Raw genomic sequence first — 21,778 nt, forward strand, 5'->3', positions numbered from 1 at the left:
GCCGGTCAGGACAGCAGGCTGACCACCGCGAAGCGGCTGATGTTGGCCTGCGCCACCACCGTCTGGGTGACCGCTGCGTAGCTAGAGGGGCTGCGCTGCATCAGGTTGAACACTGAGTGGGAGAAATCCTTCGCCCACTGTTGCTCATCGATATCGGCCTGCTGCGCCAGGAATTCGCGGATCTCGCGCTGACGCTGACCAAGCTGCTCGCGCAGCGCGCCGACCTTCTCCAGCCCGGCCACCACGGTATCGAGCATGCGCCGCAGTTCACGCAGCGAATCCAGTGCCGGTTCTTCGGGAAGCTTCAACAACTGCTCTTCGTGACTCTGCACACGCTGGAAGCGGCCCTGGGTGAAAAGCTTGTCCTCGCCTTGCACCGCCAGCTGGTCCTTGAGCTGCTGCCAATCACTTTCCCGCGCCGAGAACCTGAGCCGACCACTGTCGTCGAGTTCGGCACGGATACCCGACTGCCCGAGGCTGCCGTTGAAGCGGCGCAGGATCTGTTCATCGCTCATGTCATCGTCGAGCACCACCGCCACCGGCTCGGCCAGCTGGCGCCCGCCACTGAACAGCAGCGTCTCGCGACCGGACTGGCGGATGGCTTCGAGCGATTCCAGGCCCTGCAGGCTGAAGCGGCTGCGCACCGGCTCGCTCAGGCGCAGCTTCAGCGTCGCGTCCAGAGAGTTGGCCGAGCGCTTGCTGCGCTCGCGCAACAGCTGCTCCACCTCCTGCATGGCGTTCCGAATCGCATCCGGCCCACTACTCGAGGTCGGCGAGCTGATTTCGCGGCTGAGGCTGAGCTTGAGCTGGGAAAGCCGGGCGTGCAGATCATTCAGGTAGCTTTCCGCCGACTGCATCGACGACAGCTGCTGATTGAGCTGCAGGCTGAAGCTGGTGCTCTTCTTGTTGGCGGTTTCCGCATGCGCGGTATCGCCCGGCACCGGCAGGCGCCGCGATGCCGTAGGCACGTCGGCAAGCAGGGCCTGTCGGCGCTCATGGGGGTTGATGGCGGAAACGGCGGGAAGCGGCTTGCCAATCTTCATTCAAGCGTTCCTCGCCTCAGAGCATGCCGAACAGGGTCAGGCCATTGATTTTCAGATAGGTCTTCTGGGTGGCCTGCAGCGACAGCTGGTAGTTGTTCAGGTCGATGCTGGCGCCGGCATAGTCCAGACGCGACAGCTCGCCGTCGATCTTCTGGTTTACCAGTGAGACGTCTTCGTTGCTGCTGCTGAGCAGGGTCAAGGTGTTCTGCCGGCCGCCGAGGTCGGTCACCGCGCCGAGCAGGCGGGCATGGGTGGCATCCAGGTTGTCCATGGTGGTGGTGATCTGGGCACGCACGGCGGGGTCGGTGGAGTCCAGCGCCGGGTCCTTGAGCACCTGTACCAGCGCGCGCAGCTCGTTGAGCATGCCGACGTCGGCACCGAAGATCTGCGCCGCGGTGACGTTCTCTTCTACCAGCACGCCGTTGGCCACCGCCGCCTGGCGGTGCTGATCGTTGCCCTGCAGCACATAGGCACCGCCGACCAGGGCGATCGCCGACTGGTTGGAGCGGGTGCCGGAGAACAGGTAGCGGCCTTCTTCGTCACGCACGTTGGCAAAGCTCAGCACGGTGTTTTCCAGCGAATCCAGCTCGTTGGCGATGGCCGACAGGTCTTCATCGGTATTGCTGCCGTTGGCTGCCCACAGCAGCAGATCGCGGATGCTCAGCATGCTGTCCGACGCAGCCTTCAGATTCGCCTCCTGCTTCGACAGATTGCCGGAAACGTTGGCGATGTTGGTGCGGTACTGCGTCAGGCTGGCTTCCTCGCGCTGGATGCGCAGCACGCGGACCGCCGAGATCGGATCGTCGGACGGCACCAGCATGCGCTCGCCGCTGGCCATCTGCTGCATCAGCTTGCCGAGCTTCTCGGAGCTGTTGTTCAGCGAGCCGTGCATCATCGCGGTGATCTGGGCGTTGGAAATGCGCATGGTGTCTTTCTCGTCAGTCGAATCGGGCGGCGAGCGCTCAGAACATCGCCAATACGGCGTTGAACAGGTCGTTGGAGGTGCTGATTACTTTCATGTTGGCCTGATAGGCCTGTTCGTAAGCCATCAGGTTGACCGCTTCCTCGTCCAGGTTCACTGCGCTGACGCTGTCGCGCTGGGCCTGGGCCTGCTCGGCGACAACCGTGGCGGCGGCGAGGTCGGCCTTGTTCTGCCGGCTGGCGCTGCCGACGCGGCCGACCAGGCCGGCGTAGGCATCGTTCAGCGGAACATCGCTGCCGGCCACGTTGACCTTGGCCGACTTGAGCTCCAGCAGGGCCAACAGATTCTCGTTGTTGCCGACTTCGCCGGTGCCGCTCTGGCCGGCAGAAGAGAACGCCAGTTGTTCCGGCGTCAGCGCGGTCACCGCGAGCATGCCGCTGGTGCTGCCGGGGGTGTAGACGAACAGCGGCTGGCCGGCATTGCCATTGAGGTCGAAGCCACCGGCGAGGGTGTCGTTGACCATCTGCGCCAGGGCCGCGGCCATGTCGTGCAGGTCCGCCTGGGCGGGACGCAACGCGCCGTATTCCATGTCGTAGAGCGCGCCCAGCGAGCCGCCGAGGCCTTCCTGTACCAGCGGGAAGGTGGTCTTGGCGAACACCAGGGTAAGTTCCTGTTCGCCGGCCAGGTTCTGCTCCACGCGCAGCTCACCGGCCGTCGCGCCCGCCACCAGCGGCTGACCGTTGGCCAGGGACACGGTGAGCGTGCCATCGGCAACTTCCTGCACGCGGATGCCGGCGTACTGGCTGAGGTCCTTGATCAGGTTCTCGCGGTAGTCGCGCAGCGTGGCGGTATCGCGCCCGGCCGACTCCATCTTGAGGATTTCCGCGTTCAGCTCGGCGATGTTGCCGGACAGCCCGTTGATCTCGGCGACCATCGCCACGCGCTGGCCCTGCAGGGCGTTGAGCTGGGTGCCGATGTTGCCGTTCAGGCCGTTGAAGCGCTGCGCCAGCTGCTTGGCCTCGCCGATGATCTGCTGGCGCAGGGCGATGGATTCCGGCGTCGAGCTGGCCTCGCTGAGCGCGGCGAAGAAGTTGTCCAGGCCGACGCTGACGCTGGAGCCTTCGCTGTGGATCAGGCCTTCCAGCGCGGTCAGATACTGCTGGCTGGTGCCGTAGTAGTTCTTGTCGGTGCTGGCGCGCCAGAGCTGCTGATTCTGGAAATCGTTGGACAGCCGGCGGATGCTGCTGACCTGCACGCCGCCACCGATGCTGGTGGCAGTCTGCCCGCCGACCGAATGCATCTCCGGCGCCAGGCGGCTGAAGCCGGGCGTTTTGACGTTGGCGATGTTCTGCCCGGTCGCGGTTAGGGCGATCTGCGAGGCGCGTACGCCGCTGTAGCCAATCTGACTCAAGACACTCACGACAAGGCTTCCTTCGAATCGATGCGGATCGGTTGAGCGAACGCCACGGAGAGATGACGGGCAGCAACCGGCTGTTGCCTATCCAAGGCGACTGCGGCGGGCGCGCTATTAAGCGCGACGGACGCTGGCTGTCCGCCGCTGATGCGCTTGCCCTCGACAGCTGCCAGCAATTGCCCCTGCGACAGGCGCTCGGCAGTGGCCAGGCTGGCCTGTGCTGCCTGCGGCCAGCCAGACGCCTGCACGGCGGCCTGCGGCTCGCGTGGCTGGCTGTTGGCAGCCTGCAGGTCCTTGAGGATGTTGCGCGTGTAGTCGCGAGTCTCCTGGTACGGAATCTTGTGGATCCAGCTGGCCGCATCGATTTCGCCGCGGCGCGGGTCGCCATGGTTCTTCAGCCACTCGTCGACCTTGCCGGGACCGGCGTTGTAAGCCGCCAATGCCAGCGCCTGATGACCGTCGTAGCGCTCGAGCATCTTGTTCAGATAGGCGCTGCCGAGACGCTTGTTGTAATCGGCATCGCTGGTCAGCCGCGCTTCGTCGAATGGCAGGCCGAGTTCGGCGGCCATGTCGCGGGCGGTACCCGGCATCAGCTGCATCAGGCCGCGGGCGCCCTTGGGCGAGACCGCCGCCACGTTGCCGCTCGATTCATGCTTGATGACGCTATCGACCAGCGCGCGAAAGCCCGCCTTGCCCGCGGCCCAGGCGTTGTCCAGCGCATCGACGCCGCGCTGCCAGGTGCCGCGCAGCGCATGCTGGCCGACCGGCTGCGTGCTCGCGCCCGTCGCCAGACCGAGCGCAACAGGCGCTGGGGCGGTGCCGTCCAGCCCGCCGGAGAGCTGCTGCACCAGCATGTCGGCAATCCCGGTCTGGCGCTTGCCGGCCAGGGTCTCGGCGAGCACCTCGTCGTAGAAGTCGCGCATGGTGTCCAGCTCGCGGCTACGCATCGGGTTGCCGGCCGACAGCACGTCGCCGGCCTTGCGCATCTGCTTGAGGATCTGCTGCAGGAACATGGCCTCGAACTGCTCGGAAACCATCTCCAGCTGCTGCCGGCGCGCGGCGCTCGGACCGTCGTTGCGCGCGCGCATGGCATTGAGGTGGTGCGGTAGGGAAACGATGCTCATCCGGCAAGAACCTATTCAAATCTGCTGCGCTTCGGTCCTGCTTCGTTGAAAGCAGGCTCAGAATGCTCATTTACAACCGTAAACTGCGCTTCTTCGCCTGTTTTCGCCTCGCAGGCCTCTAGCTCGCGAGACTTGAACAGGCTCTTGTTACATCACGATCAGTTCGGCGTTCAGCGCGCCGGCGCGTTCCAGCGACTGGAGAATGCTCATCACGTCATCCGGGGTCGCGCCCAGGCTGTTGATGGTGTTGATGATGCTTTCCAGGCTGGCACCTTCGGGCCACTTGAACATGGCGTTGCGGTCCTGCTCGACAGCGACGTCCGATTGCGGCACCACCGCGGTCTGACCCTGGGAGAAGGGTCCCGGCTGGCTGACCTGCGGCCGCTCGCTGATGGTGACGGTAAGCGAACCATGGGCGACCGCAGCGGCCTTCACCCGCACGCCTTCGCCGACCACCACAGTGCCGGTGCGGCTGTTGAACACCACCTTCGGCCGCACGCGGCCTTCTTCAACGTCCAGGCGTTCGAGCATGGCCATGAAACTCATGCGCTGGGTGCTGGTGACCGGGGCACGAATCGAGACCTTGGTGGCATTGAGCGCGGTGGCGGTGCCCTTGCCGAAGTAGGCATCGACCGCATCGACCACGCGGGTGACGGTCTGGAAGCTCGGCTGGCGCACATTGAGCATCACGTCCGGGCGCTCAGTGAAATCGGTGGGAATCATCCGCTCCACCGTGGCGCCGTTGGGGATCAGCCCGCTGTTGGAGGTATTGATCGCCACCTTGGAACCGCTGGCACCTTTGGCATTCACTCCGCCGACCACCAGCGCGCCCTGGGCCACGGCATAGATTTCGCCATCGACGCCCTGCAGCGGGGTCATCAGCAGCTGGCCACCGCGCAGGCTCTTGGCGTCGCCCAGCGAGGACACGGTGACGTCGACGCTCTGCCCAGGGCTGTAGGACGGCGGCACCGTGGCGGTAACGGTTACTGCGGCAACGTTCTTCAGCTTGGGGTCGACGTTGGCCGGCAGGTTGATGCCGAACTGCTTGATCATGTTGGCCACCGAGTGGCTGGTGAACTTCACCTGGTTCTTGTCGCCGGTGCCATCGAGGCCGACCACCAGACCGTAGCCGATCAGCTGGTTGCCGCGGATGCCCTCGATATCCACCAGATCCATCAACGGCACGGCCTGCGCCGGCAGCTGCCAGCACAGAACAAGAAAGGCGAAGAACAGCTTCACGGAGCGCAAGGGGCTAGTCATTGGAGTTACCGCTTAAAGGGGGAACAGCGGCGATGCGAAGAATCGCGTCAGCCAGCCAGCCGAGTTGCTGTCGTTGAGCACGCCGCGGCCCGCGTAGGAAATCTTGGCGTTGGCCACGCTCTGCGAAGAAACCTGGTTGTAGCGGTTGATGTCATCGATTCGCACCAGGCCGGTCAGGCGGATGTACTCGTCGCCCTGGTTCAGGCGCAGGGCCTTCTCGCCCTTGATCAGCAAGGTCCCGTTCGGCAACACGCGGTGCACGCTGACGGCGATCGAGCCGCGCAGGGTGTTCTGCTGTGAGCTCTTGGCCGAGCCCTTGAACTCACGCTCGCCGGAGGCCGAGGTTTCCACGTCCGGGTAGGTCTTGCCCAGAACAGTTGGCACGCCGATGCCTACGCTCGATTCCTTGCCGAAGCTGGTGCCGGCGCTCTTGCTCGACTGAGTGGACTCATCCAGCACCACGGTGAGAATGTCGCCGACCCGTACTGCGCGCCGATCGCTGACCAGCGAGCCGCCGTAGCCGGAGCGGAACAGACCGCCGCCGGTGGTCGGTGGCAGGCTGTAGTCGAGTTCCAGCGGCTCGTACTCGCTGGAATCCTCGTCCGGCAGCAGCTCGTCGAAGCTGGCGCAGCCGCCGAGCAGCAGAAAGGCGAACAGGAGGGCGATCGGCTTCATCGGCATCACACGGTCTGGTTGAGGAACTGCTGCATGCCGCTGGCGGCATCGAGGACCTTGGCGTTGGCCTCGTAGGCGCGCTGGATGGCGATCATCGCCACCATGGCTTCCACCACCTGCACGTTGGAGCCTTCCAGCACGCCCTGCTTGAGCTGGCCCAGGCCCTCCTCGCCCGGTACGCCTTCCACCGGCTCGCCGCTGGCGACGGTTTCGCGGTACAGGTTGCCGCCCAGCGCTTCCAGCCCGCCGGGGTTGGTGAAGTTGACCAGGGTGATCTGCCCCAGCTCGGACGGCAGGGTGTCGCCGGCCAGCACGGCAGTGACGATGCCGTCGCTGCCGACGGTGAAGCCGGTGCTGCCCTCAGGCACTTCGATCGCCGGGTTCAGCGGCAGGCCCTGGGCGTTGACCATCATGCCTTCGGCATTGAGCTGGAACTGGCCGTTCTCGGTGTAGAAGATGTCGCCGTTGGGCGACTCGACCTGGAAGAAGCCGCGGCCGACGATAGCCAGATCCATCGGCTGGCCGGTGGTCTGGATGCTGCCCTCGGTGAACACCTTCTGCGTGCCGGCGACGCGAACACCACTGCCCAGCTGGATGCCGGACGGCACGGTGTTGATTTCGTCGGCCTGGGCGCCCGGCTGCTTTTCGATGACGTAGAACAGGTCCTCGAAGACCGCGCGATCGCTCTTGAAGCCGTTGGTGTTGACGTTGGCCAGGTTGTTGGCGACGGTCGCCATGGCCTTGTCCTGGGCGGCCAGGCCGGTCTTGCTGACCCAAAGTGCGGAATTCATACGTTATCTCCCGATCAGCTGCCGCGGATCATTCGGTTGCCGGCGTCGGAGAGGTCCTCGGCGGCTTTCATCATCTTTACCTGGGTTTCGAACAGGCGGTTCAGGCTCATGGTCGAGGCCAGCTCATCGATCGCCGAGACGTTGCTCGACTCGAGAAAGCCGCTGGCCAGCCGCACGTCCTCGCTGGGCTGCGCCGGCTCGCCGTCGCGGGTCACCAGCAGGCCGGCCTGGTTCTTCATCAGGTTGGCCGCGGGCACGTCGACCAGACGGATGCGGTCGACCTCGGCCATCATCCAGTCGCCGGGCGCCATGACCGACACGGTGCCGTCGTTGCCGATTTCCATGCGGTCGTACTCAGGCAGAACGATGGGGCCACCCTCACCGAGCACCGCACGACCGTTGAGCGTCAGGCGTCCTTCGGCATCGACCTGCATGCTGCCCTGACGGGTGAAGGCCTCGCCCTCGCCGTCCTGCAACACGATCAAGCCGTTGCCCTTGACGGCGAAGTCCAGCTCGCGACCGGTGGCCACCATCGGCCCGGCGGCCAGGCTGACGCCGTTGTTCTCGATCAGCGCCATGTGCCGGCTGTCGTAGCCGTAGCCTTCCACCGCCACGGCCTGGGCGCGCTCCAGATCGGCGCGAAAGCCGGGGGTGTTGACGTTGGCCAGGTTGTTCGAGCGCACCTGCAGCGACATCATCGTGCGGCTGGCGGCCGTCATCGCGGTGTATCCCAAGCGATCCATGGGTCAGCCTCAGATTGCGTTGAACAGGACCTGGGTCAGTTCCTTGTTGGTGGAAATGACCTGGGTGTTGGCCTGGTAGTTACGCTGGCCTTCCATCAGGCCTACCAGCTGCTGCGTGAGGTCGACGTTGGAGCTTTCCAGCGCGCCGGAGGCCAGGGTGCCGTACTGGCCGACGCCAGGAGCGCCGAGCATCGCCGCGCCGGAGGCGGCGGTTTCGGTCCAGGCCGTGCCGCTGACGTTCTTCAGGCCTTCGGCATTGACGAAGCTGGCCAGCACCACCTGGCCCTGCAGCATGCGCTCGCCATTGGAATAGCTGGCGTAGACCCTGCCGTCCTTCTCCACGGTCATCCCGGTCTGTTCGCCAGCCGCATAGCCGGTGGCACGGTTGTTGGTCACGCTGAACTCCGAGCCGTACTGGCTGGTGCCGCTGTAGTCGAGGTCGATGGCCAATGGCGCGACGCCGCCGGCCAGCGGAGCGGCCAGGGCGACCGTGCCGATCGGAGTGGCCAGCACGCCAGCGGTGTCGAAGGTCAGCGCCTGCGGGGCGCCAGCGAGGGCAGCGCCGTCGACGTAGTAATGGGCATTCCAGCTGTTGTCGGCAGTCTTGACGAAGTACTGGGTCAGGGTGTGTTCCTTACCCTGAGAGTCGTACAGCTTGGTGGTGTAGGTGGAGTTGTAGCTGTCCGCCGCCAGCGGGTCGAAGGCCACGGCCGGGACCTCCTGGTTGGCATCCAGATTGGCGACGAAGCTCAGCGCATCGGTGGCGCGGGCCGGAATGCCGCCGGAGCGCAGCTGCAGGTCACCGACGGTGCCGGTCTGCAGGTTGCCGGTGGCATCGGCGGGGTAACCCTGGAGGCGCTGGCCCAGGCTGTTGGTGATGTAGCTGTCCTTGTCGGTGCCGAAGATGCCGGCGCGGGTGTAGCCGATGTCGCCATTGCTGGCGCGGGTGACGAAGAAGCCGCCACCGGAGATGGCCAGATCGAGGGTGCGGTTGGTCGAGGTCAGCGCGCCGCCCTGGCTGATGCTCTGGGTGGTGCCGATCACTTCCACGCCCATGGCCTGGGTCTCGGCATACAGGCTGCCGAAGTTGGTACGCGAGGACTTGAAGCCCACGGTGCCGGAGTTGGCGATGTTGTTGCCGATGGTGTTGAGTTGTTCGTTGACGGCGGACAGGCCGGTCAGGGCGATATTGAAGCTCATGGTTGCGTCTCGACTCTGCTGGATGGAGGTTCGGTGGCTGGTCGCCGCGCTCAGGCGCGGCCGGCACCGAACTCGAGAATGTTGTAGAACGGCACCGAGCCGACGCCGTCGATCTGCAGCACCGGGCCTTCGGCGCTGACGCGCACGTTGCCGACCAGACCGGCGACTTCCACCTGCGGGTATTCGCCGTTATCCGACTCGATCACCACGCTGTACTGGCCGGCCGGCAGGCCGAGGCGCTGCGGATCGATGTCGAACGGCACCTGGCCGGGAGAGCGGGCGCCGAGCTCGATGGTGGTCTTGATTCCGTTGGAATCGGTCAGTACCACCGCCGTGCGGTTGGAGGCATGGGCCAGGGTGAACTGACCCTGCAGCGGCTGCGTGCCCAGCTGCAGGCTGTCCACCGTCACCCGCACCTGCTGGCCGACCAGGCCGGCAGCGGTCAGCGTCTGCAGGTTGTCCATCAGCACCAGGTTGTTCTGCGCCAGGCTGGTCATGTTCTCCATGCTCTTGACCTGGGACATCGCCGAGAACTGGTTGAGGAACTCGGTGCTGTCGACCGGCTTGGTCGGGTCCTGATACTTGATCTGCGCGACCATCAGGCTGATGAAGTTGTTCTCCATCGTGGTGGCGTCGCTGACATTCACGGCGCGCTTGACCTGATCGATGCTGTTGCCGGCCAGGCTGCTATCCAGCGCGGAATTGACGCTACTCATCAGACTTCTCCCAGGCGCAGCAGGCTCTGCTGCATGCTCTTGACGCGGTTGAGCACCTCGACACCGGTCTCGAAGCTACGGGTGGCCGACATCATGTCGGTCATTTCCTCGATCTCGTTGATGTCGGGGTAATAGACGTAGCCCTCGCCGTCGGCCAGCGGATTGCCCGGCTCATAGCGGCGCTTGGGCTCGGCACCGGAAGTCACCACGTCGAGCACCTGCACATGGGCGCCGCCCAGGCCAACGCCGCGAGTCAGCGAGTTGTTCTCGTACACCGCGGCGAACATCGGCTTGCGCGCCTGGTAGACGTCGGCAGGGTTGGCCGCCGCCGAGTCGGTGTTGGCCAGGTTGCTGGCCACGGTGTTCAGCCGCACGGTCTGCGCGTTCATCGACGAGCCGGCGATACGGTAGATGGAATCGAATGACATCAGCGGCCCTCGATGGCCTGCTTCAGGCCACGGAATTTCATGGTCAGGAAGGTCAGGCTGGTCTGGAAATCCATGGAATTGCGCGAGAACTGCGCCTGCTCGACCGACAGCTCGACGGTGTTGCCGTCCTGCGAGGCCTGGGTCGGTACGCGATAGAGCATGCGCGGATCGCTGCCGGCGATGCTCAGGCGCGATGAGGCGCGATCATCCAGGCGTTGCATTTCGGCGCCGAAATCGATGTCGCGAGCCTGAAAGCCCGGGGTGTCCTCGTTGGCCAGGTTCGCCGCGAGGACCTCGCTGCGCTGCATGCGCAAACCCAGCGCGCGTTCGTGAACGCCGAGGGCGTCTTCAATCCGTATACTCATTCGCCGATACCCTTGAAGCATGAGCGGTGTGATAACCGACCATCGCTTCTGCAGCATTCGTGCCGGCCCGCCAACACATAGGTAACCCGTTGTTTTCAATGACAAAAAGCGCAAAGCACAGGTCCCTCTCCAACACCCTGCTTCCGCATCGAGCGCAACCTGAGGACGGAAGCGGAAAACGTACTTCCGCCTGGGCAGCGCTGCTGTTGCTGCCTGGCTTGGTGTGGGCGCAAGGCGGTGCCGATGAGCAGATTCGCCAGGCCGTCGACCGGCACCTGAACGATGCGCTGCTGCGCGAAGCGAAGCGCCAGGGTTGGCAGGGCGCACGTCTGAGCCATGACACAAGCCTGCCGGCCAGCGCCGCGCGACTGCCCCGCTGCGACGAGCCGCTACAGATTGGCGAAACGGGTGGCAGCCAGTCTCTGCTGGACCGCCAGCGCCTGATGATCCGTTGTGCGCAAGCGAATGGCTGGACGCTGGAAGTCACCAGTCAACCCAGTGTGTGGCTGCCGGCAGTGCACGCCCAGGGCATCATCGAACGCGGGCAGACGCTGGGGCGGGACGACCTCAGGCTCGAACCGATCAATATCGGCAAGGCCCAGCGCGGTTATTTCAATCGCCTGGAAGAGGTGCAGGGCATGGCCGCGAAACGACGCATCCGCGCCGGGCAGACACTTACCCCCTCGCTGCTGGCGCAGCCGTTGGCAGTCAAGCGCGGCCAGCCGGTAAAGATCGTTGCCAGCCACGACGGTATCGAAGCCTCCACCAGCGGCGAGGCGCTGGGTGACGGACAACCCGGCGAGGTAATTCGCGTACGCAACGTACGCAGCGGCAAGGTGATCGATGCGAAGGTGGTGGAAGAAGGCGTGGTGACCAGTACGTTCTAGTGGTGATCGTCGCCCTGCTTCGCCGCGAGGGCGCGCCTCCCACTATAAAGCGGGTTAGTGCAGGCCCCCGGCTCTTGTGGAGGGCCGCCCTCGGGGCGAACTCTAGCCACCCCGCCGGGTGTGGCTAACGCTACACTGACCGCATCGGCAGAGATCGCAGCCGCTAAAAAAATTTGACGTCAGGATTTAATCCTTCCTGGTGGGTTGTCGCCTTACCCCTTCAGCAGGCAGTCAAGCCAGCTCCTACAGCCCACTTAGCACGAAGGATTTACTCATGGCCCTGTCCATTCATACCAACTACTCCTCGCTGGTTACCCAGACCAACCTGACCAAGACCAACAACGCCCTGGGCACCAACCAGCAGCGTCTGGGCACCGGCCTGCGTATCAACAGCGCCGCCGACGATGCCGCCGGCCTGCAGATCGCCACCCGCCTGACCGCTCAGAGCCGTGGTATGGGCGTTGCGATACGCAACGTGAACGACTCGGTTTCGCTGCTGCAGACCGGTGAAGGCGCGCTGAGCGAAATGACCGACATCGTCCAGCGCATGAAAGACCTGGCCACTCAGTCAGCGAACGACACCAACTCCCAGGATGACCGCGACGCCCTGCAAGCCGAGTACGACGAGCTGGGCAAAGAGCTGTACAACATCATGGAGAACACCAAATACGCGGGAGAGACTCTGTTCACCGCTACCGCCACCACCGGCAAGTTCAGCGCAGCCGCTGGCGTGGTATTGCAGATCGGCTCCAGCACCGCCGAAACCATGACCGTGCAAGCCGACACCGAGGTGACCGATCTGCAGACCGCCCTGGGCGGCCTCTCCAGCGCGTACTCCGCCGCGGGCACTGCCGGTACCGAAATCGCCGCACAAGCTGGCGCCAACACCATGATCGACACGCTGAGCGATGCTCTGGATGACATCGGTGCCCTGCGCGCCAAGTTCGGTGCCAACATCAACCGCCTGAACCACACCAGCAACAACCTGGCGAACATGAAGGACAACACCGAGATGGCCAAAGGTCGCATCATGGATGCCGACTTCGCCATGGAAAGCGCCAACATGAGCAAGAACTCCATGCTCATGCAGTCGGGCATCTCCATGCTCAAGCAAGCCGGCCAGATGCCGGGCATGGTCATGGGCCTGCTGGGCTAATGATCGCTGGGTCGGCCAAAACATGGCCGACCGACTCGCTGCAACGAAAACGCCCCGACTGGTTCGGGGCGTTTTCGTTCGTGCGTAAAAAAACGGGGCATCCGACTAAAGGTTATTAGCCGAGCCACAGTCAAGACAAGCGCACCAGCACACCGCGCAAGGCCGCGCGCGACGCGGCTTCCAACGACGCTTATGAATGACCATCAAGTCAAGAAAAGGCCTGACAGTGTCATATAGCCATCATAGACGACAGCTATAACCCAGATTAGTTCTCTTGTAAGTTCAAAAAAACGGCGCCAAGATACTGCCGACTAGTTCACGACATACCCTTGTCCCAGATCACACAACATCCATTTCGTTTCTCAGGGCACCATGATTTCATCTCTGACCATGAAGGCCACCGATGGCACCGTTTGTCCGCTCCTGAGGAGCGGCCGCGATGGCTGCCTGGTTCGCTTCGATCGCTCGCTCTATCAGCTATCGCTTTCCACTGGCGACGAGGTAGAAAAAGTGGACCTTGGCTTTTCCGGCAGTCGGGTCCTGGAGCGTCTGTTGCAGGTGCCTGGTGAGGTCGTTTCGCGTGAGGAACTGCTGAGCTACGCCTGGCAGGAGCGTGTGGTTGGTCAAGGCAGTCTGAACCAGCAGATCTACACCCTGCGCCAGATTCTGGCCGATGCAGACAGCCAGATCATCCAGACCTTGCCGCGCCGGGGCTACCTGTTCAACCCGAACTATCTCGTCAGCGTCGAAAACACCTCGCAGCAGCCAGCACCGACGCCGGTCGAACAGCCCAATGCAGCATTGCCGCTTTCACGTCGGACACCGCTCCGCTCTCCCTGGCTCGCCCCCACAATGCTCGGCACTGCTGTAGCGCTACTGCTGGCGTTCGTCGCTCTGGGCTATCGCTTCATGCATGCGCCCAAGGGTTCGCTGACCTATACCCACTCCATCGGCCCGCTCGAAGTGCTCTACGTGGAAAAGAGCCAGCAGATGCTGGAACGGATGATGCAAGAGACCCGCCTGCTGGTAGCCAGTGTTGCGGGCATGAGTTCGCGCCCGGGCCGGCTGATCGTGAACATGTCGCCCGGCTTTTACGAGCTGCGCTGCCTGCAAAACGACGGCCGGGTCAACTGGCTGAAGGTTCACCGCAGCCAGGTGAACGCGATCCCGAACGAAACACTGCAAGGATGTCTGCGATGAGTTGTTCTTCCGAAGCCGGTACGGCGAGCAAACGCATGCTGCGCGTGATGGTGCCTACTGCGTTGGCACTGTGGGCCTTCGTGGCGATGGGCACCACGACCAACTACAGCGCCAACCTCGACGGACGATACTCCTCGACTGGCCAAGTGCTGCTTAGCAACGGTCAGCTGGCTCCGGTCAGCCAGAGCGTGGTGTTCGCCGACGGTCGTTTCTACTCGATGACCCGCAACAGCGAAGCTATCGCCGAAGCGTCCGGGCGGGTGGAAACCGATTTTCTCGGTCGCGCGCGGCTGGTGGTCGAGGAAGGCGAAATCAGCGGCCTGGCCGCAGGCAGCGAACTGGATGAGGAACTGATCTTCAATCTGTTGTATGGCAAACACAAAGGCGCACGTATCACCCTGGAGCAGGTGGGAGCCTGTCTATATGGTGTCGAAACGCAACAGGTTTACTGCGCCGACCATCTCGTCGCCCAACGCTGACGCTGGGCAGCGCAAGGGCAGCCCGGCCACTTGCGATCAAATCCCGGCGCCGTCCGGGCCGCTGTAGCTGGCGCCCTTCTCCGAGAAACGCACCTTGCCGTAGCTGTCACCGAACAGCTCCTTGTACAGGGTCTCCGCCGAGTCGGTCAGCAGAAGTATCTCCACCCGCCGATTGGCACCATCTTCCGGCGCATCCGGGCGCAACGGCATCACGTCGGCCTGCGCCGTCACCTGCAGCACCGAGCGCCCCGGCAGACCAGCCTCCACCAGCACATTGCGCGCCCGCAGAGCGCGGTCACCGGACAGGTTCCAGTTGTCATAGCCCGATTGCAGGCGGTAAGGCGTGGCATCCGTATGTCCGCTGATGATCAGCTTGTTTTCGACCTTGGCCAGCACGCCGGCCAGCACACCGAGCAAACGGGCGAAATGCGGATTGAGCACGGCGCTGCCGCGCTGGAACATGAAGCGCTGCTGGTCGTCCTTGATCAGGATGCGCAGCCCCTGCGGCACCACATCCACTTCCAGGTTCGCCAAGGCGTCGACCTGCCCGGCAACCTCCTGCATCAGTGCCGCCAGGGCCTGCAGCTCGGCCGTCGAGGCATAGCGGCGGCTACCATCCTCGGACGTTTCACCCTCGCCACGCGCAGTCTCGACACGTTGACGCTCTGGCTCATCCTCATCCCGCGCCTGCCGCACCGGCACGCCATCGAGTTCCAGCGGTGAGGTGCTGGTGCCGTCGAAGATGCCGGCGCCGCCATCGACCAGCGGATTGCTTTCCTCATCGCCGAAAGCCGGATTGGTGAGATTCATCTGCGGCTGGATGATCCACAGCACCATGAACAACGCCATCATCGCCAGGGTGAAGTCGGCGAAGGCCACCTTCCAGGCGCCGCCGTGCTCATCGTCGTGGCCCTTCTTGCCGCGACGCTTGATGATGATCTCGTGCTCGCCGCCTGCGCCACCCTTGCCCCTGCTTCTCATGCGGCGTCCCTTTCTTCCTCATACTGGGTGACCCATTTTTCCAGCTGACGGAAAGCGGGCTTGACGTCCTGCTCGATCAGCTTGCGACCGGCATCCACCGCCAGCAGCGTGGGCTTGCCGGCGACATGAGCGACGAGCGTGGTACGTACGCACTCCAGCGCCGAGAGTTCGGTCTTGATCCGCTGGCTCATGGCATTGGAGAGCGGCTCCATCAGGCAGTAGCAGAAAAAGATGCCGAGGAAGGTGCCGACCAGCGCCGCGGCCACATGGGCGCCGATTTCCGCGACGCTGCCACCGATGCTGCCCATGGTGATGATGATCCCCATGATCGCCGCGAGGATGCCGAACCCCGGCATCGCCTCGCCAATCTTGTGCAGCGAACGCGCCGGCTGCAGCAGCGCGTGTTCCATGGCTTCGAGCTCCTGCTCGAGAAAGCCCTCGAGCTCATGGGCAGTGATCTTGCCCATGGCCATCAGGCGGAAATTGTCGGCGATGAACGCCATCAGGTTCTTTTCCTGAAGGATCAGCGGATAGCGCACGAACAGGTCGCTCTGATCAGGCTCTTCAATGTGCGAGTCGAGCACCTTGAGGCCACCCACATCGACCATTTCCAGCAACTCGTAGAGCAGCATCAGCAACTGGCGCTGAAATTCCTCGCCGCGGCGCTGGTAGGCGAACACGCCCTTGATCTGATGCAGCATCTCGATCAGGACTTCTTTCGGGTTACCCACGACCAGGCTACCGAGTGCCGCCCCGACAATGATGACGACCTCAGCCGGCTGCCAGAGCATGCGCATGTCGCCGTTGGCCATGGCGTAGCCACCCAGCACACAACCGATGATGATGAACGCACCTAATACTTTCTGCATGACGTTACTGACTTCTCTCGGTTAAAAAGCGACAGGCCTTGCCGATCGCCTGCTTGCTCAACTGACAGACCCTGGCGTCGCTGACTTCCAGCACCAGGGCGATTTCCTTGAGGCTCAATTCGTGCTGGTAGTACAGCGTCAGCACCAGCCGCTCGCGCTCGTCCAGCCGCGCCAGGGCCTGCTCCAGCAGACGCTCCTTGATCAAGCGCTCCTCGAACAGCTCCGCGGTGTCAGGGAAGTGCTCATGACCGCTCTGCAGCAGTTCGTCGAGGCTCTCGATGGCCTCGGACGAATCGGCCCAGAGAAACGCCTGGTAGTCCTTTTCGTCCAAGCCGGTGAACGTCTTGATCTCCTCGTCGCTCGGCGTATGGCCGAGCTGACGGGTGAGCTCGCGGATGGCGTCGCGCACCTTGTGCGCCTGCTGCCGGACCTGACGTGGCCGCCAGTCCTGACGGCGCAGCTCATCGAGAATGGCTCCGCGAATGCGCAACGCGGCGAAACGGCCAAACTGCTCGTCTGGCTCGCCATAGCGGCGCAGACCTTCGAGCAGCCCGATCATGCCGATCTGCTCCATGTCCTCGCGGTCGAGCACCTGATTGGCCTGCAGCGAAAGCTGGCGCACGATGCGCTTGACCAGTGGCAGGTACTGCATCAGCCAGCGCTGTTCGGCACCCGGCGCGAATAGCGCAGGGCTGGCCGGGCTGGCGGCGTAGTAATCGACGGAACAGGTGGCGTTCATGGCGAGGGCCTTTATTGAACGATCATCTTGTTGACCAGTACGTGGTGGAACGGCGCCACCGCCTTCTTGCTGGCGAAGTCGGCGAACAGCGCCTCTTCCAGGCGCGTCTGCAACTCGCCGATCGGCATGGCGCGCAGGTCGGCGAACTCGAGGCCGGAGAGGTAGCTGACCACCGAGTTGCGCACCAGCGGCTCGACCTGTTCGAAATTCTTCGGTTCGTCCGATGCTTCCGCCTGCAGCGCCAGGTCGAGCACGAAATAGCGCTCGCGGCCGTCACCGCGCAGGCTGACGATAACCTTGCTCACCGGATAGAACTGGTACTCCACCGGCTCGATGGTTTCGGCCACCACATCGCCACCGACCATGCCCGGCTTGAGCAGCCAGTAGGCGGCACCGACGCCACCGGCCACGGTGACAACATTGAGTAGCAGCATCAGAAGAACCAGACGGGGCGTCGACATAACCAATTCACAATCCTGTAGTTGAAGTTGAACCGGTCAGACCGTGACCAGCACATCGTTACCGCGACCTGCCGAACGCCTGCCGCCATCCGCAGCCACGGCTGCGCTCGCCGGCGCGGTTGCGGCGAGGACCGCATCGCCGTCATGCCCCTGCTGCGACTGACCCTGACGGCTCGACTGGCCGTCGGCGCCGACCTGCACGTTGACCTGTACGAAGTGCTGCGCCACCAACTCCTGGCGCAGACGGTCGCTGGTCTGCTGCAGCAGGCGCGCCACATCCGCATGGGCCGCACTGAGCTGCACGGTGAGGCGACCGGACTCATGGCTGAGGTGAATCTCCAGGCTGCCCAGCTCCGGCGGATCCAGCCGGATGCTTGCGCTCTGCTGGCGTTGCTGCAGCTGAACCTCGACGTGCTCGCGCAGCGCATGCAGCATCTGCTCGCCCCACTTGGCCTCGGGCGCCTGCAGCTTGAGCAGGCGCTCGGCGCCCTGAGCGACGCTGCTGGCCGGGCGCTCGGCCACTAGCGGCGCTGACTGGCTGCCCTCGTCGATACTGGCGAGCTCCCTCAGCGGCTCGACCGCCAGCTCTGCGCCAAGATCGTTTCCTGCTGCACCGGCTCCCAGCTGATTCAACGCTGCACCGAGCTCGATGACCGGGCGCGCGACCGGAGCCGCGGGCAGCGGGCGGTCGACGAGCTGATCGCCGAGCTGCTGGCCAGGTAGCCCTGCGGGCAGCGGGGTTACCCGGCTGTGGAACTGTGTTTCGATGACCGCACCGGCCTGGCCATCCGGCGCCGCGCCTGGCTGTTCGGGCGCCACCGGCCAGCCCAACTGAACCGCGGCCTCGCGCGCCTGTACTTGCACCTGCTGCTGATCGAGCATACCCAGCAGCCACAGCTCGGCCGGACCTTGCTCGGCCTCATCGGCGCCCGCCTCGACAACGGGTTCCGCTAGGGCGAGCGGCAACGCTGGCGCCTGCACTTCCAGCGGCTGCTGCAACGCATCCACGTCGAGATCGAGGGCCGCACCCAGCATGCGTGCGTGAAACTCGCTGGCAAATCCGGTTGGGACGTCTGCCGTTCGGGCAGCCGCGTGCCCGCCCAGCGAGGCCGGACGCAGCGGTTGCGCCAATGCTTCCGCCACTGCGGTGGCCGGGGCCGAAGCCGAGATCAACTGCATCACCTGCCGTCTCCCGCCTGGTACATGTCGATACGCTGATAGGCCGCACGCCCTTCGGCGTACTCCAGATGATTCACCAGCAGCAGGCGCAGGCGTTCGCATTCCTCGGCGCAGGCCTTCAGCGCCTGACCATGCAAACGCTTGAGCTGCTGCCTGGCAGTCTGTACGGACGGGTCCTGCGCCTCACGCGGCAGTTGCTCGAGACACTGCCGGATCGCCTGATCGACCTCGCCGACGGCGCGCCAGTCCTGGCTTTGCAATGCGGCTGCCAGCTGTTCGTGCAACGCGCGCAGGCGTCGCTCGTCACTTGCGTGCGGCACTGACGCCCTCCCAACCTTCACGCAGCGTGCCGAGCAGGTTCACCACCTCGTCCAGCCCCTCCAGCGACAGCGTCACGCTGACGTCGGAGAGACGGTAGATGCAGTATTCGTAGAGCCGCGCCAGGCCTTGCACGACCTCGCCGCCGTTCTCTTCATCGAGGGCGCCATTGAGACCGTTGAGGATGTTCATGCACTTTTCCAGCGAGGCACCCTTCTGCTGATAGCGCTTGTGCTCGATGTGGCCGCGCGCGCGGGCCAGCTCGTCGAGCAGGCCGTCCATCAGCACCAGCACCAGCTCGTAAGGCGACGCCGAGGCGGCACGCGCCTCGAGATCCACCGCGCGGTAGCTGTCGTAACTGTCGTTGGGGAGATAGGTCATCAGAACATTCCGAAGGTCTGCTCCATGCTCTGCATGGTCTGCATCATGGAGGTGAACTGCTTGAGGTAGCGGGAGTAATAGGTGTCGTACTGCTGCTGCAGATTCTCAAACTGCTCATCAATGCGCCGTAGGCTCATATCCAGCGTGTCCATGCGGTTCTTCAGCAGGCCATTGGTGCTGGATGTGTAGCTGGCGACGGTCTTGTCGATGCTGTCGAGCAGGTTGTCCTTGCCGGTGAACAGCGCCTCGAAACCGGCTGGATCCTTCGCTACGGCAGCTTCGAAGCGAGCGGTGTCGATGGTCAGCTTGCCGTTGCGGTCAGCACTGATCCCGAAATTGATCAGGCTGGTGCCGCCGAAATCAGTACGCAACAAGCCGTTCAGGCGACTCTCGATGGAGCGGATGCTGGAGTCACCGGCCAACGCGCCACGGGCGCTGCTGTCGCTGCCGCTGGCGGTCAGCGAATCGAAGCTGGTCATCAAGGCATTGAAGGCGTCGACGAAGCTCTGCGCCTTGCCTTTGGTGGCGCTCTTGTCCTGGTCGATGGTCAGCGTCAGGGCCGCATCACCGTCCTTGTGCACCTTGTTGACCGACAGGCTGACACCATCGATGACGTTGTCGAAGTTGTTGCTCGAGCTGGTCAGCTCGATGCCGCCAACGCCGAAGCTGCCGCCCATGCGAATACGCGCATCGGCCGCAGTGGACAGGGTGGTGCTGGTAGCGGCAGTGCCAGTCAGCGAATGCGCAAAGGCATTACTCGCACCACTTTCGGTGCTGGTCAGCACCAGACTGACTTCACCATTGCTACGCACCAGCGTCGCCTGCACGCCGAGGTCGGCGGTGGCGTTGATCGCCTTGGCTGCGTCGTCGAGCGAGGCGTAACCCGCCAGATCGAAATCCTGCCCTTCGAGCGTCAGGGTCCCACTGAGGCTGCCGTCGACCAAGCCCTGCACCGCGACCTGCTGCTTGCTGGCCAGCTGCTCGACATAGAACTGATAGCTGCCGGCCTGGGCCTTCGCGCCGACCGTCGCGGTGACATAGCCGTCCTGGCTGAAGGAGGCGCTGTTGACCAGCATGGTCGCCTTGCCGGTCTTCAGCCCGGAGACAGCGGATTTGAAAGTCGTCAGGGAGGTGCGCAACTTGCTCAGCGCATCGCGCTGAGTCTTGTAGTTGCTTTCGTTGCGATTGAGCCGGTCCAGCGAAGACTGAACTTCGTAGGTCGCGAGCTGCGTCGACATCTGCTTTACGTAATCTGAATCTATCGCCATTACCGATCCCCTTCCTGCGTTCTCTATAGCAAGTTGAGTGCCAACTGGCAACTCATTGATTTACAGGCATTTTTTAAGCGCCTGCGGAGAAGAAACGCTTCCGCCCGGCTGCCAGAGGAGGAAACGGGGAAATGCCGCTTCCGCCTGGCGAAGGGACGGAACATCTCTGGTTAAAGGCGACGGAAAAGGGGGGTGCGCTTAAGCGCTGCAGGAAATATCAGCGAGGGGGAGGCGTCCGCCTGCACGGGCTGGACGTGTTTCGATGGGTTGGCAAAGGGTCGCCAACGAAGCCGCATCGGCAGCGGCGTCATAACAACGGGCCGGGGGCCGTTGCCTGAGCTCAGTACATCTGCGGCTGATAAAGCCGCGCATCGTGACTGCCCGCCAGCAACTGGCCAAGGATCTCGTGATGCATGGCAAGCAGCTTGCCGTTGCGCTCGTTGATCTGCTGGCACTGGCTGGCCAGCACGCCAAGTTGCTGCCAGGACTGGCGCAAGCGCATGGCCTGGTCGTCGGGATAGGAACCGAGCAGGCGCTGCATGCCATCGGCATCGGCCTGCAAGCGGAAGGCGCTCAGCACCTTCGCCCGGCGCTGCGCGCGTGCACCGATGGTTTCGACGCGTGTCGTGATCTGCAGATTGAGACGATCGATTTCCGGGCTGTCGCGCTCGAGCAGGAATGCGTAGAGCGCCTGCATCAGGTCACGCAGGGCCAGGTAATCGGCACAGTCCTGCTCGAGATCGACAGCAACGACCGCGAGCAGCTTGTCACGCTGGTTCACGCATCGCTTCCGCGATGGTAGGCGAGCATGCTGCCAGCCAGTTCGGCGGGATCGGTGGAGATCTCACCGCGCTGCAGGGCCTGCTTGATCGCCGCGACGCGATCGAGGTCGACATCCGGCATGGCGCGCAGTGCGTCATGCATCTGCTCCAGCGGCAGGCTTTCCGGCTGGCGCACGGCGGTGTCGGCCAGCGGCCGTGGAGCCGGCTGGCGGGTGGTATTGGCCTCGGCGGCCGGTGTCAGGGCGGGCTTGAAATGCCGGCTGATTTCCATGATTGCGTTCCAACTCGGTGGTTACAGCCAAAGAAGCGACCGCTTAAGTAAAAACCTTAAATCTATTTTGCACGACACGGATGGGTGGCGTATCCGGCACTGCTGATCCTGCAGCTCAGTTCGAGT

At 63.8% G+C, this 21,778-nt stretch carries 26 protein-coding genes; 4 read left to right on the forward strand and 22 right to left on the reverse strand.

Going from position 1 to position 21,778, the window contains the following annotated elements; all coding sequences use genetic code 11:
* Window positions 1-5 precede the first annotated feature (5 nt).
* From UIB01_RS20645 to flgB, 12 genes are all read right to left on the reverse strand, one after another.
* Window positions 6-1,043 (reverse strand): hypothetical protein, encoded by a 1,038-nt coding sequence (locus UIB01_RS20645; RefSeq protein WP_038664689.1) that lies wholly within the window; start codon window positions 1,041-1,043, stop codon window positions 6-8.
* Between the two features lie 16 nt (window positions 1,044-1,059).
* Window positions 1,060-1,968, reverse strand: a complete 909-nt coding sequence (gene flgL, locus UIB01_RS20650; RefSeq protein ID WP_038664691.1) for a flagellar hook-associated protein FlgL — start codon at window positions 1,966-1,968, stop codon at window positions 1,060-1,062.
* Window positions 1,969-2,005: 37 nt separating this feature from the next.
* Window positions 2,006-3,385, reverse strand: coding sequence for a flagellar hook-associated protein FlgK (gene flgK, locus UIB01_RS20655; RefSeq protein ID WP_038664694.1), 1,380 nt, complete (start codon window positions 3,383-3,385; stop codon window positions 2,006-2,008).
* Window positions 3,382-4,503 carry a lytic transglycosylase domain-containing protein gene (locus UIB01_RS20660; protein WP_038664697.1) on the reverse strand — a complete coding sequence of 374 codons (1,122 nt, stop codon included), beginning with the start codon at window positions 4,501-4,503 and terminating at the stop codon, window positions 3,382-3,384. The genes flgK and UIB01_RS20660 overlap by 4 nt, the downstream gene beginning before the upstream one ends.
* 147 nt (window positions 4,504-4,650) lie before the next feature.
* Entirely contained in the window at window positions 4,651-5,763 is a 1,113-nt protein-coding gene (locus UIB01_RS20665) for a flagellar basal body P-ring protein FlgI (RefSeq protein WP_038664700.1), read from the reverse strand.
* A gap of 12 nt (window positions 5,764-5,775) precedes the next feature.
* On the reverse strand, window positions 5,776-6,444 hold the full coding sequence (flgH, locus tag UIB01_RS20670; protein WP_015278779.1) for a flagellar basal body L-ring protein FlgH: 669 nt from the start codon (window positions 6,442-6,444) through the stop codon (window positions 5,776-5,778).
* The gene (gene flgG / locus UIB01_RS20675) at window positions 6,444-7,229 is read right to left on the reverse strand and encodes a flagellar basal-body rod protein FlgG (protein ID WP_038664703.1); all 786 of its coding nucleotides are present in this window, start codon (window positions 7,227-7,229) and stop codon (window positions 6,444-6,446) included. Before flgG ends, flgH begins: the two co-directional genes overlap by 1 nt.
* Window positions 7,230-7,243: 14 nt before the next feature.
* Complete coding sequence (locus tag UIB01_RS20680) at window positions 7,244-7,972, reverse strand: flagellar basal body rod protein FlgF (protein WP_038664706.1); 729 nt, start codon at window positions 7,970-7,972, stop codon at window positions 7,244-7,246.
* 9 nt (window positions 7,973-7,981) lie between these two features.
* Complete coding sequence (gene flgE, locus UIB01_RS20685; protein WP_038664709.1) at window positions 7,982-9,172, reverse strand: flagellar hook protein FlgE; 1,191 nt, start codon at window positions 9,170-9,172, stop codon at window positions 7,982-7,984.
* Between the two features lie 50 nt (window positions 9,173-9,222).
* Window positions 9,223-9,888: a flagellar hook capping FlgD N-terminal domain-containing protein gene (locus UIB01_RS20690; RefSeq protein WP_038664712.1), complete on the reverse strand. Its 666-nt coding sequence runs from the start codon at window positions 9,886-9,888 to the stop codon at window positions 9,223-9,225.
* Window positions 9,888-10,316, reverse strand: coding sequence for a flagellar basal body rod protein FlgC (gene flgC / locus UIB01_RS20695; RefSeq protein WP_014595442.1), 429 nt, complete (start codon window positions 10,314-10,316; stop codon window positions 9,888-9,890). Before flgC ends, UIB01_RS20690 begins: the two co-directional genes overlap by 1 nt.
* Window positions 10,316-10,681 carry a flagellar basal body rod protein FlgB gene (gene flgB / locus UIB01_RS20700; protein ID WP_038664717.1) on the reverse strand — a complete coding sequence of 122 codons (366 nt, stop codon included), beginning with the start codon at window positions 10,679-10,681 and terminating at the stop codon, window positions 10,316-10,318. Before flgB ends, flgC begins: the two co-directional genes overlap by 1 nt.
* 98 nt (window positions 10,682-10,779) lie before the next feature.
* Between flgB and flgA the strand changes: the two genes are divergently transcribed.
* The 4 genes from flgA to UIB01_RS20720 all read left to right on the forward strand — a co-directional run bounded on the left by flgA (window position 10,780) and on the right by UIB01_RS20720 (window position 14,403).
* Window positions 10,780-11,568, forward strand: coding sequence for a flagellar basal body P-ring formation chaperone FlgA (gene flgA, locus UIB01_RS20705; protein ID WP_080695119.1), 789 nt, complete (start codon window positions 10,780-10,782; stop codon window positions 11,566-11,568).
* Window positions 11,569-11,842: 274 nt separating this feature from the next.
* Window positions 11,843-12,724 (forward strand): lateral flagellin LafA, encoded by an 882-nt coding sequence (gene lafA, locus UIB01_RS20710; RefSeq protein ID WP_038664720.1) that lies wholly within the window; start codon window positions 11,843-11,845, stop codon window positions 12,722-12,724.
* 372 nt (window positions 12,725-13,096) lie between these two features.
* The gene (locus tag UIB01_RS20715; protein WP_038664723.1) at window positions 13,097-13,924 is read left to right on the forward strand and encodes a transcriptional regulator; all 828 of its coding nucleotides are present in this window, start codon (window positions 13,097-13,099) and stop codon (window positions 13,922-13,924) included.
* Window positions 13,921-14,403: a hypothetical protein gene (locus UIB01_RS20720; protein WP_038664726.1), complete on the forward strand. Its 483-nt coding sequence runs from the start codon at window positions 13,921-13,923 to the stop codon at window positions 14,401-14,403. Before UIB01_RS20715 ends, UIB01_RS20720 begins: the two co-directional genes overlap by 4 nt.
* A 36-nt stretch (window positions 14,404-14,439) precedes the next feature.
* Here the strand turns inward: UIB01_RS20720 and UIB01_RS20725 are convergent, their stop codons facing one another.
* The 10 genes from UIB01_RS20725 to flgM all read right to left on the reverse strand — a co-directional run bounded on the left by UIB01_RS20725 (window position 14,440) and on the right by flgM (window position 21,652).
* Window positions 14,440-15,384 carry an OmpA family protein gene (locus UIB01_RS20725; protein ID WP_038664729.1) on the reverse strand — a complete coding sequence of 315 codons (945 nt, stop codon included), beginning with the start codon at window positions 15,382-15,384 and terminating at the stop codon, window positions 14,440-14,442.
* On the reverse strand, window positions 15,381-16,253 hold the full coding sequence (motA, locus tag UIB01_RS20730; RefSeq protein WP_038664731.1) for a flagellar motor stator protein MotA: 873 nt from the start codon (window positions 16,251-16,253) through the stop codon (window positions 15,381-15,383). Before motA ends, UIB01_RS20725 begins: the two co-directional genes overlap by 4 nt.
* Before the next feature lie 4 nt (window positions 16,254-16,257).
* Entirely contained in the window at window positions 16,258-16,992 is a 735-nt protein-coding gene (locus UIB01_RS20735; RefSeq protein ID WP_038664734.1) for a FliA/WhiG family RNA polymerase sigma factor, read from the reverse strand.
* A gap of 11 nt (window positions 16,993-17,003) precedes the next feature.
* Complete coding sequence (locus tag UIB01_RS20740) at window positions 17,004-17,453, reverse strand: flagellar basal body-associated FliL family protein (RefSeq protein WP_038664736.1); 450 nt, start codon at window positions 17,451-17,453, stop codon at window positions 17,004-17,006.
* Between the two features lie 36 nt (window positions 17,454-17,489).
* The gene (locus UIB01_RS20745) at window positions 17,490-18,632 is read right to left on the reverse strand and encodes a flagellar hook-length control protein FliK (RefSeq protein ID WP_038664739.1); all 1,143 of its coding nucleotides are present in this window, start codon (window positions 18,630-18,632) and stop codon (window positions 17,490-17,492) included.
* Entirely contained in the window at window positions 18,632-18,952 is a 321-nt protein-coding gene (locus UIB01_RS20750; protein ID WP_038664742.1) for a hypothetical protein, read from the reverse strand. Before UIB01_RS20750 ends, UIB01_RS20745 begins: the two co-directional genes overlap by 1 nt.
* The gene (fliS, locus tag UIB01_RS20755; RefSeq protein WP_038664745.1) at window positions 18,936-19,331 is read right to left on the reverse strand and encodes a flagellar export chaperone FliS; all 396 of its coding nucleotides are present in this window, start codon (window positions 19,329-19,331) and stop codon (window positions 18,936-18,938) included. The genes UIB01_RS20750 and fliS overlap by 17 nt, the downstream gene beginning before the upstream one ends.
* Window positions 19,331-20,599, reverse strand: a complete 1,269-nt coding sequence (gene fliD, locus UIB01_RS20760) for a flagellar filament capping protein FliD (RefSeq protein ID WP_038664748.1) — start codon at window positions 20,597-20,599, stop codon at window positions 19,331-19,333. Before fliD ends, fliS begins: the two co-directional genes overlap by 1 nt.
* 340 nt (window positions 20,600-20,939) lie before the next feature.
* On the reverse strand, window positions 20,940-21,380 hold the full coding sequence (locus UIB01_RS20765; protein WP_038664752.1) for a flagella synthesis protein FlgN: 441 nt from the start codon (window positions 21,378-21,380) through the stop codon (window positions 20,940-20,942).
* Window positions 21,377-21,652, reverse strand: coding sequence for a flagellar biosynthesis anti-sigma factor FlgM (gene flgM / locus UIB01_RS20770; protein WP_038664754.1), 276 nt, complete (start codon window positions 21,650-21,652; stop codon window positions 21,377-21,379). The genes UIB01_RS20765 and flgM overlap by 4 nt, the downstream gene beginning before the upstream one ends.
* Window positions 21,653-21,778 lie beyond the last annotated feature (126 nt).

It is taken from the genome of Stutzerimonas decontaminans, from assembly GCF_000661915.1.
Classification (GTDB): Bacteria; Pseudomonadota; Gammaproteobacteria; order Pseudomonadales; family Pseudomonadaceae; genus Stutzerimonas; species Stutzerimonas decontaminans.

What these genes read in the sequence shown, in the direction of transcription:
- flgA (WP_080695119.1), top strand. Translation starts at nt 10,780, where the DNA reads ATGACAAAAAGCGCAAAGCACAGGTCCCTCTCCAACACCCTGCTTCCG.
- UIB01_RS20660 (WP_038664697.1), bottom strand. Translation starts at nt 4,503, where the DNA reads ATGAGCATCGTTTCCCTACCGCACCACCTCAATGCCATGCGCGCGCGC.
- flgE (WP_038664709.1), bottom strand. Translation starts at nt 9,172, where the DNA reads ATGAGCTTCAATATCGCCCTGACCGGCCTGTCCGCCGTCAACGAACAA.
- UIB01_RS20725 (WP_038664729.1), bottom strand. Translation starts at nt 15,384, where the DNA reads ATGAGAAGCAGGGGCAAGGGTGGCGCAGGCGGCGAGCACGAGATCATC.
- lafA (WP_038664720.1), top strand. Translation starts at nt 11,843, where the DNA reads ATGGCCCTGTCCATTCATACCAACTACTCCTCGCTGGTTACCCAGACC.
- fliD (WP_038664748.1), bottom strand. Translation starts at nt 20,599, where the DNA reads ATGGCGATAGATTCAGATTACGTAAAGCAGATGTCGACGCAGCTCGCG.
- UIB01_RS20690 (WP_038664712.1), bottom strand. Translation starts at nt 9,888, where the DNA reads ATGAGTAGCGTCAATTCCGCGCTGGATAGCAGCCTGGCCGGCAACAGC.
- motA (WP_038664731.1), bottom strand. Translation starts at nt 16,253, where the DNA reads ATGCAGAAAGTATTAGGTGCGTTCATCATCATCGGTTGTGTGCTGGGT.
- UIB01_RS20645 (WP_038664689.1), bottom strand. Translation starts at nt 1,043, where the DNA reads ATGAAGATTGGCAAGCCGCTTCCCGCCGTTTCCGCCATCAACCCCCAT.
- flgC (WP_014595442.1), bottom strand. Translation starts at nt 10,316, where the DNA reads ATGTCATTCGATTCCATCTACCGTATCGCCGGCTCGTCGATGAACGCG.
- UIB01_RS20665 (WP_038664700.1), bottom strand. Translation starts at nt 5,763, where the DNA reads ATGACTAGCCCCTTGCGCTCCGTGAAGCTGTTCTTCGCCTTTCTTGTT.
- flgH (WP_015278779.1), bottom strand. Translation starts at nt 6,444, where the DNA reads ATGCCGATGAAGCCGATCGCCCTCCTGTTCGCCTTTCTGCTGCTCGGC.
- flgL (WP_038664691.1), bottom strand. Translation starts at nt 1,968, where the DNA reads ATGCGCATTTCCAACGCCCAGATCACCGCGATGATGCACGGCTCGCTG.
- UIB01_RS20720 (WP_038664726.1), top strand. Translation starts at nt 13,921, where the DNA reads ATGAGTTGTTCTTCCGAAGCCGGTACGGCGAGCAAACGCATGCTGCGC.
- fliS (WP_038664745.1), bottom strand. Translation starts at nt 19,331, where the DNA reads ATGACCTATCTCCCCAACGACAGTTACGACAGCTACCGCGCGGTGGAT.
- flgG (WP_038664703.1), bottom strand. Translation starts at nt 7,229, where the DNA reads ATGAATTCCGCACTTTGGGTCAGCAAGACCGGCCTGGCCGCCCAGGAC.
- UIB01_RS20715 (WP_038664723.1), top strand. Translation starts at nt 13,097, where the DNA reads ATGATTTCATCTCTGACCATGAAGGCCACCGATGGCACCGTTTGTCCG.
- UIB01_RS20745 (WP_038664739.1), bottom strand. Translation starts at nt 18,632, where the DNA reads ATGCAGTTGATCTCGGCTTCGGCCCCGGCCACCGCAGTGGCGGAAGCA.
- flgB (WP_038664717.1), bottom strand. Translation starts at nt 10,681, where the DNA reads ATGAGTATACGGATTGAAGACGCCCTCGGCGTTCACGAACGCGCGCTG.
- UIB01_RS20735 (WP_038664734.1), bottom strand. Translation starts at nt 16,992, where the DNA reads ATGAACGCCACCTGTTCCGTCGATTACTACGCCGCCAGCCCGGCCAGC.
- UIB01_RS20740 (WP_038664736.1), bottom strand. Translation starts at nt 17,453, where the DNA reads ATGTCGACGCCCCGTCTGGTTCTTCTGATGCTGCTACTCAATGTTGTC.
- flgM (WP_038664754.1), bottom strand. Translation starts at nt 21,652, where the DNA reads ATGGAAATCAGCCGGCATTTCAAGCCCGCCCTGACACCGGCCGCCGAG.
- UIB01_RS20680 (WP_038664706.1), bottom strand. Translation starts at nt 7,972, where the DNA reads ATGGATCGCTTGGGATACACCGCGATGACGGCCGCCAGCCGCACGATG.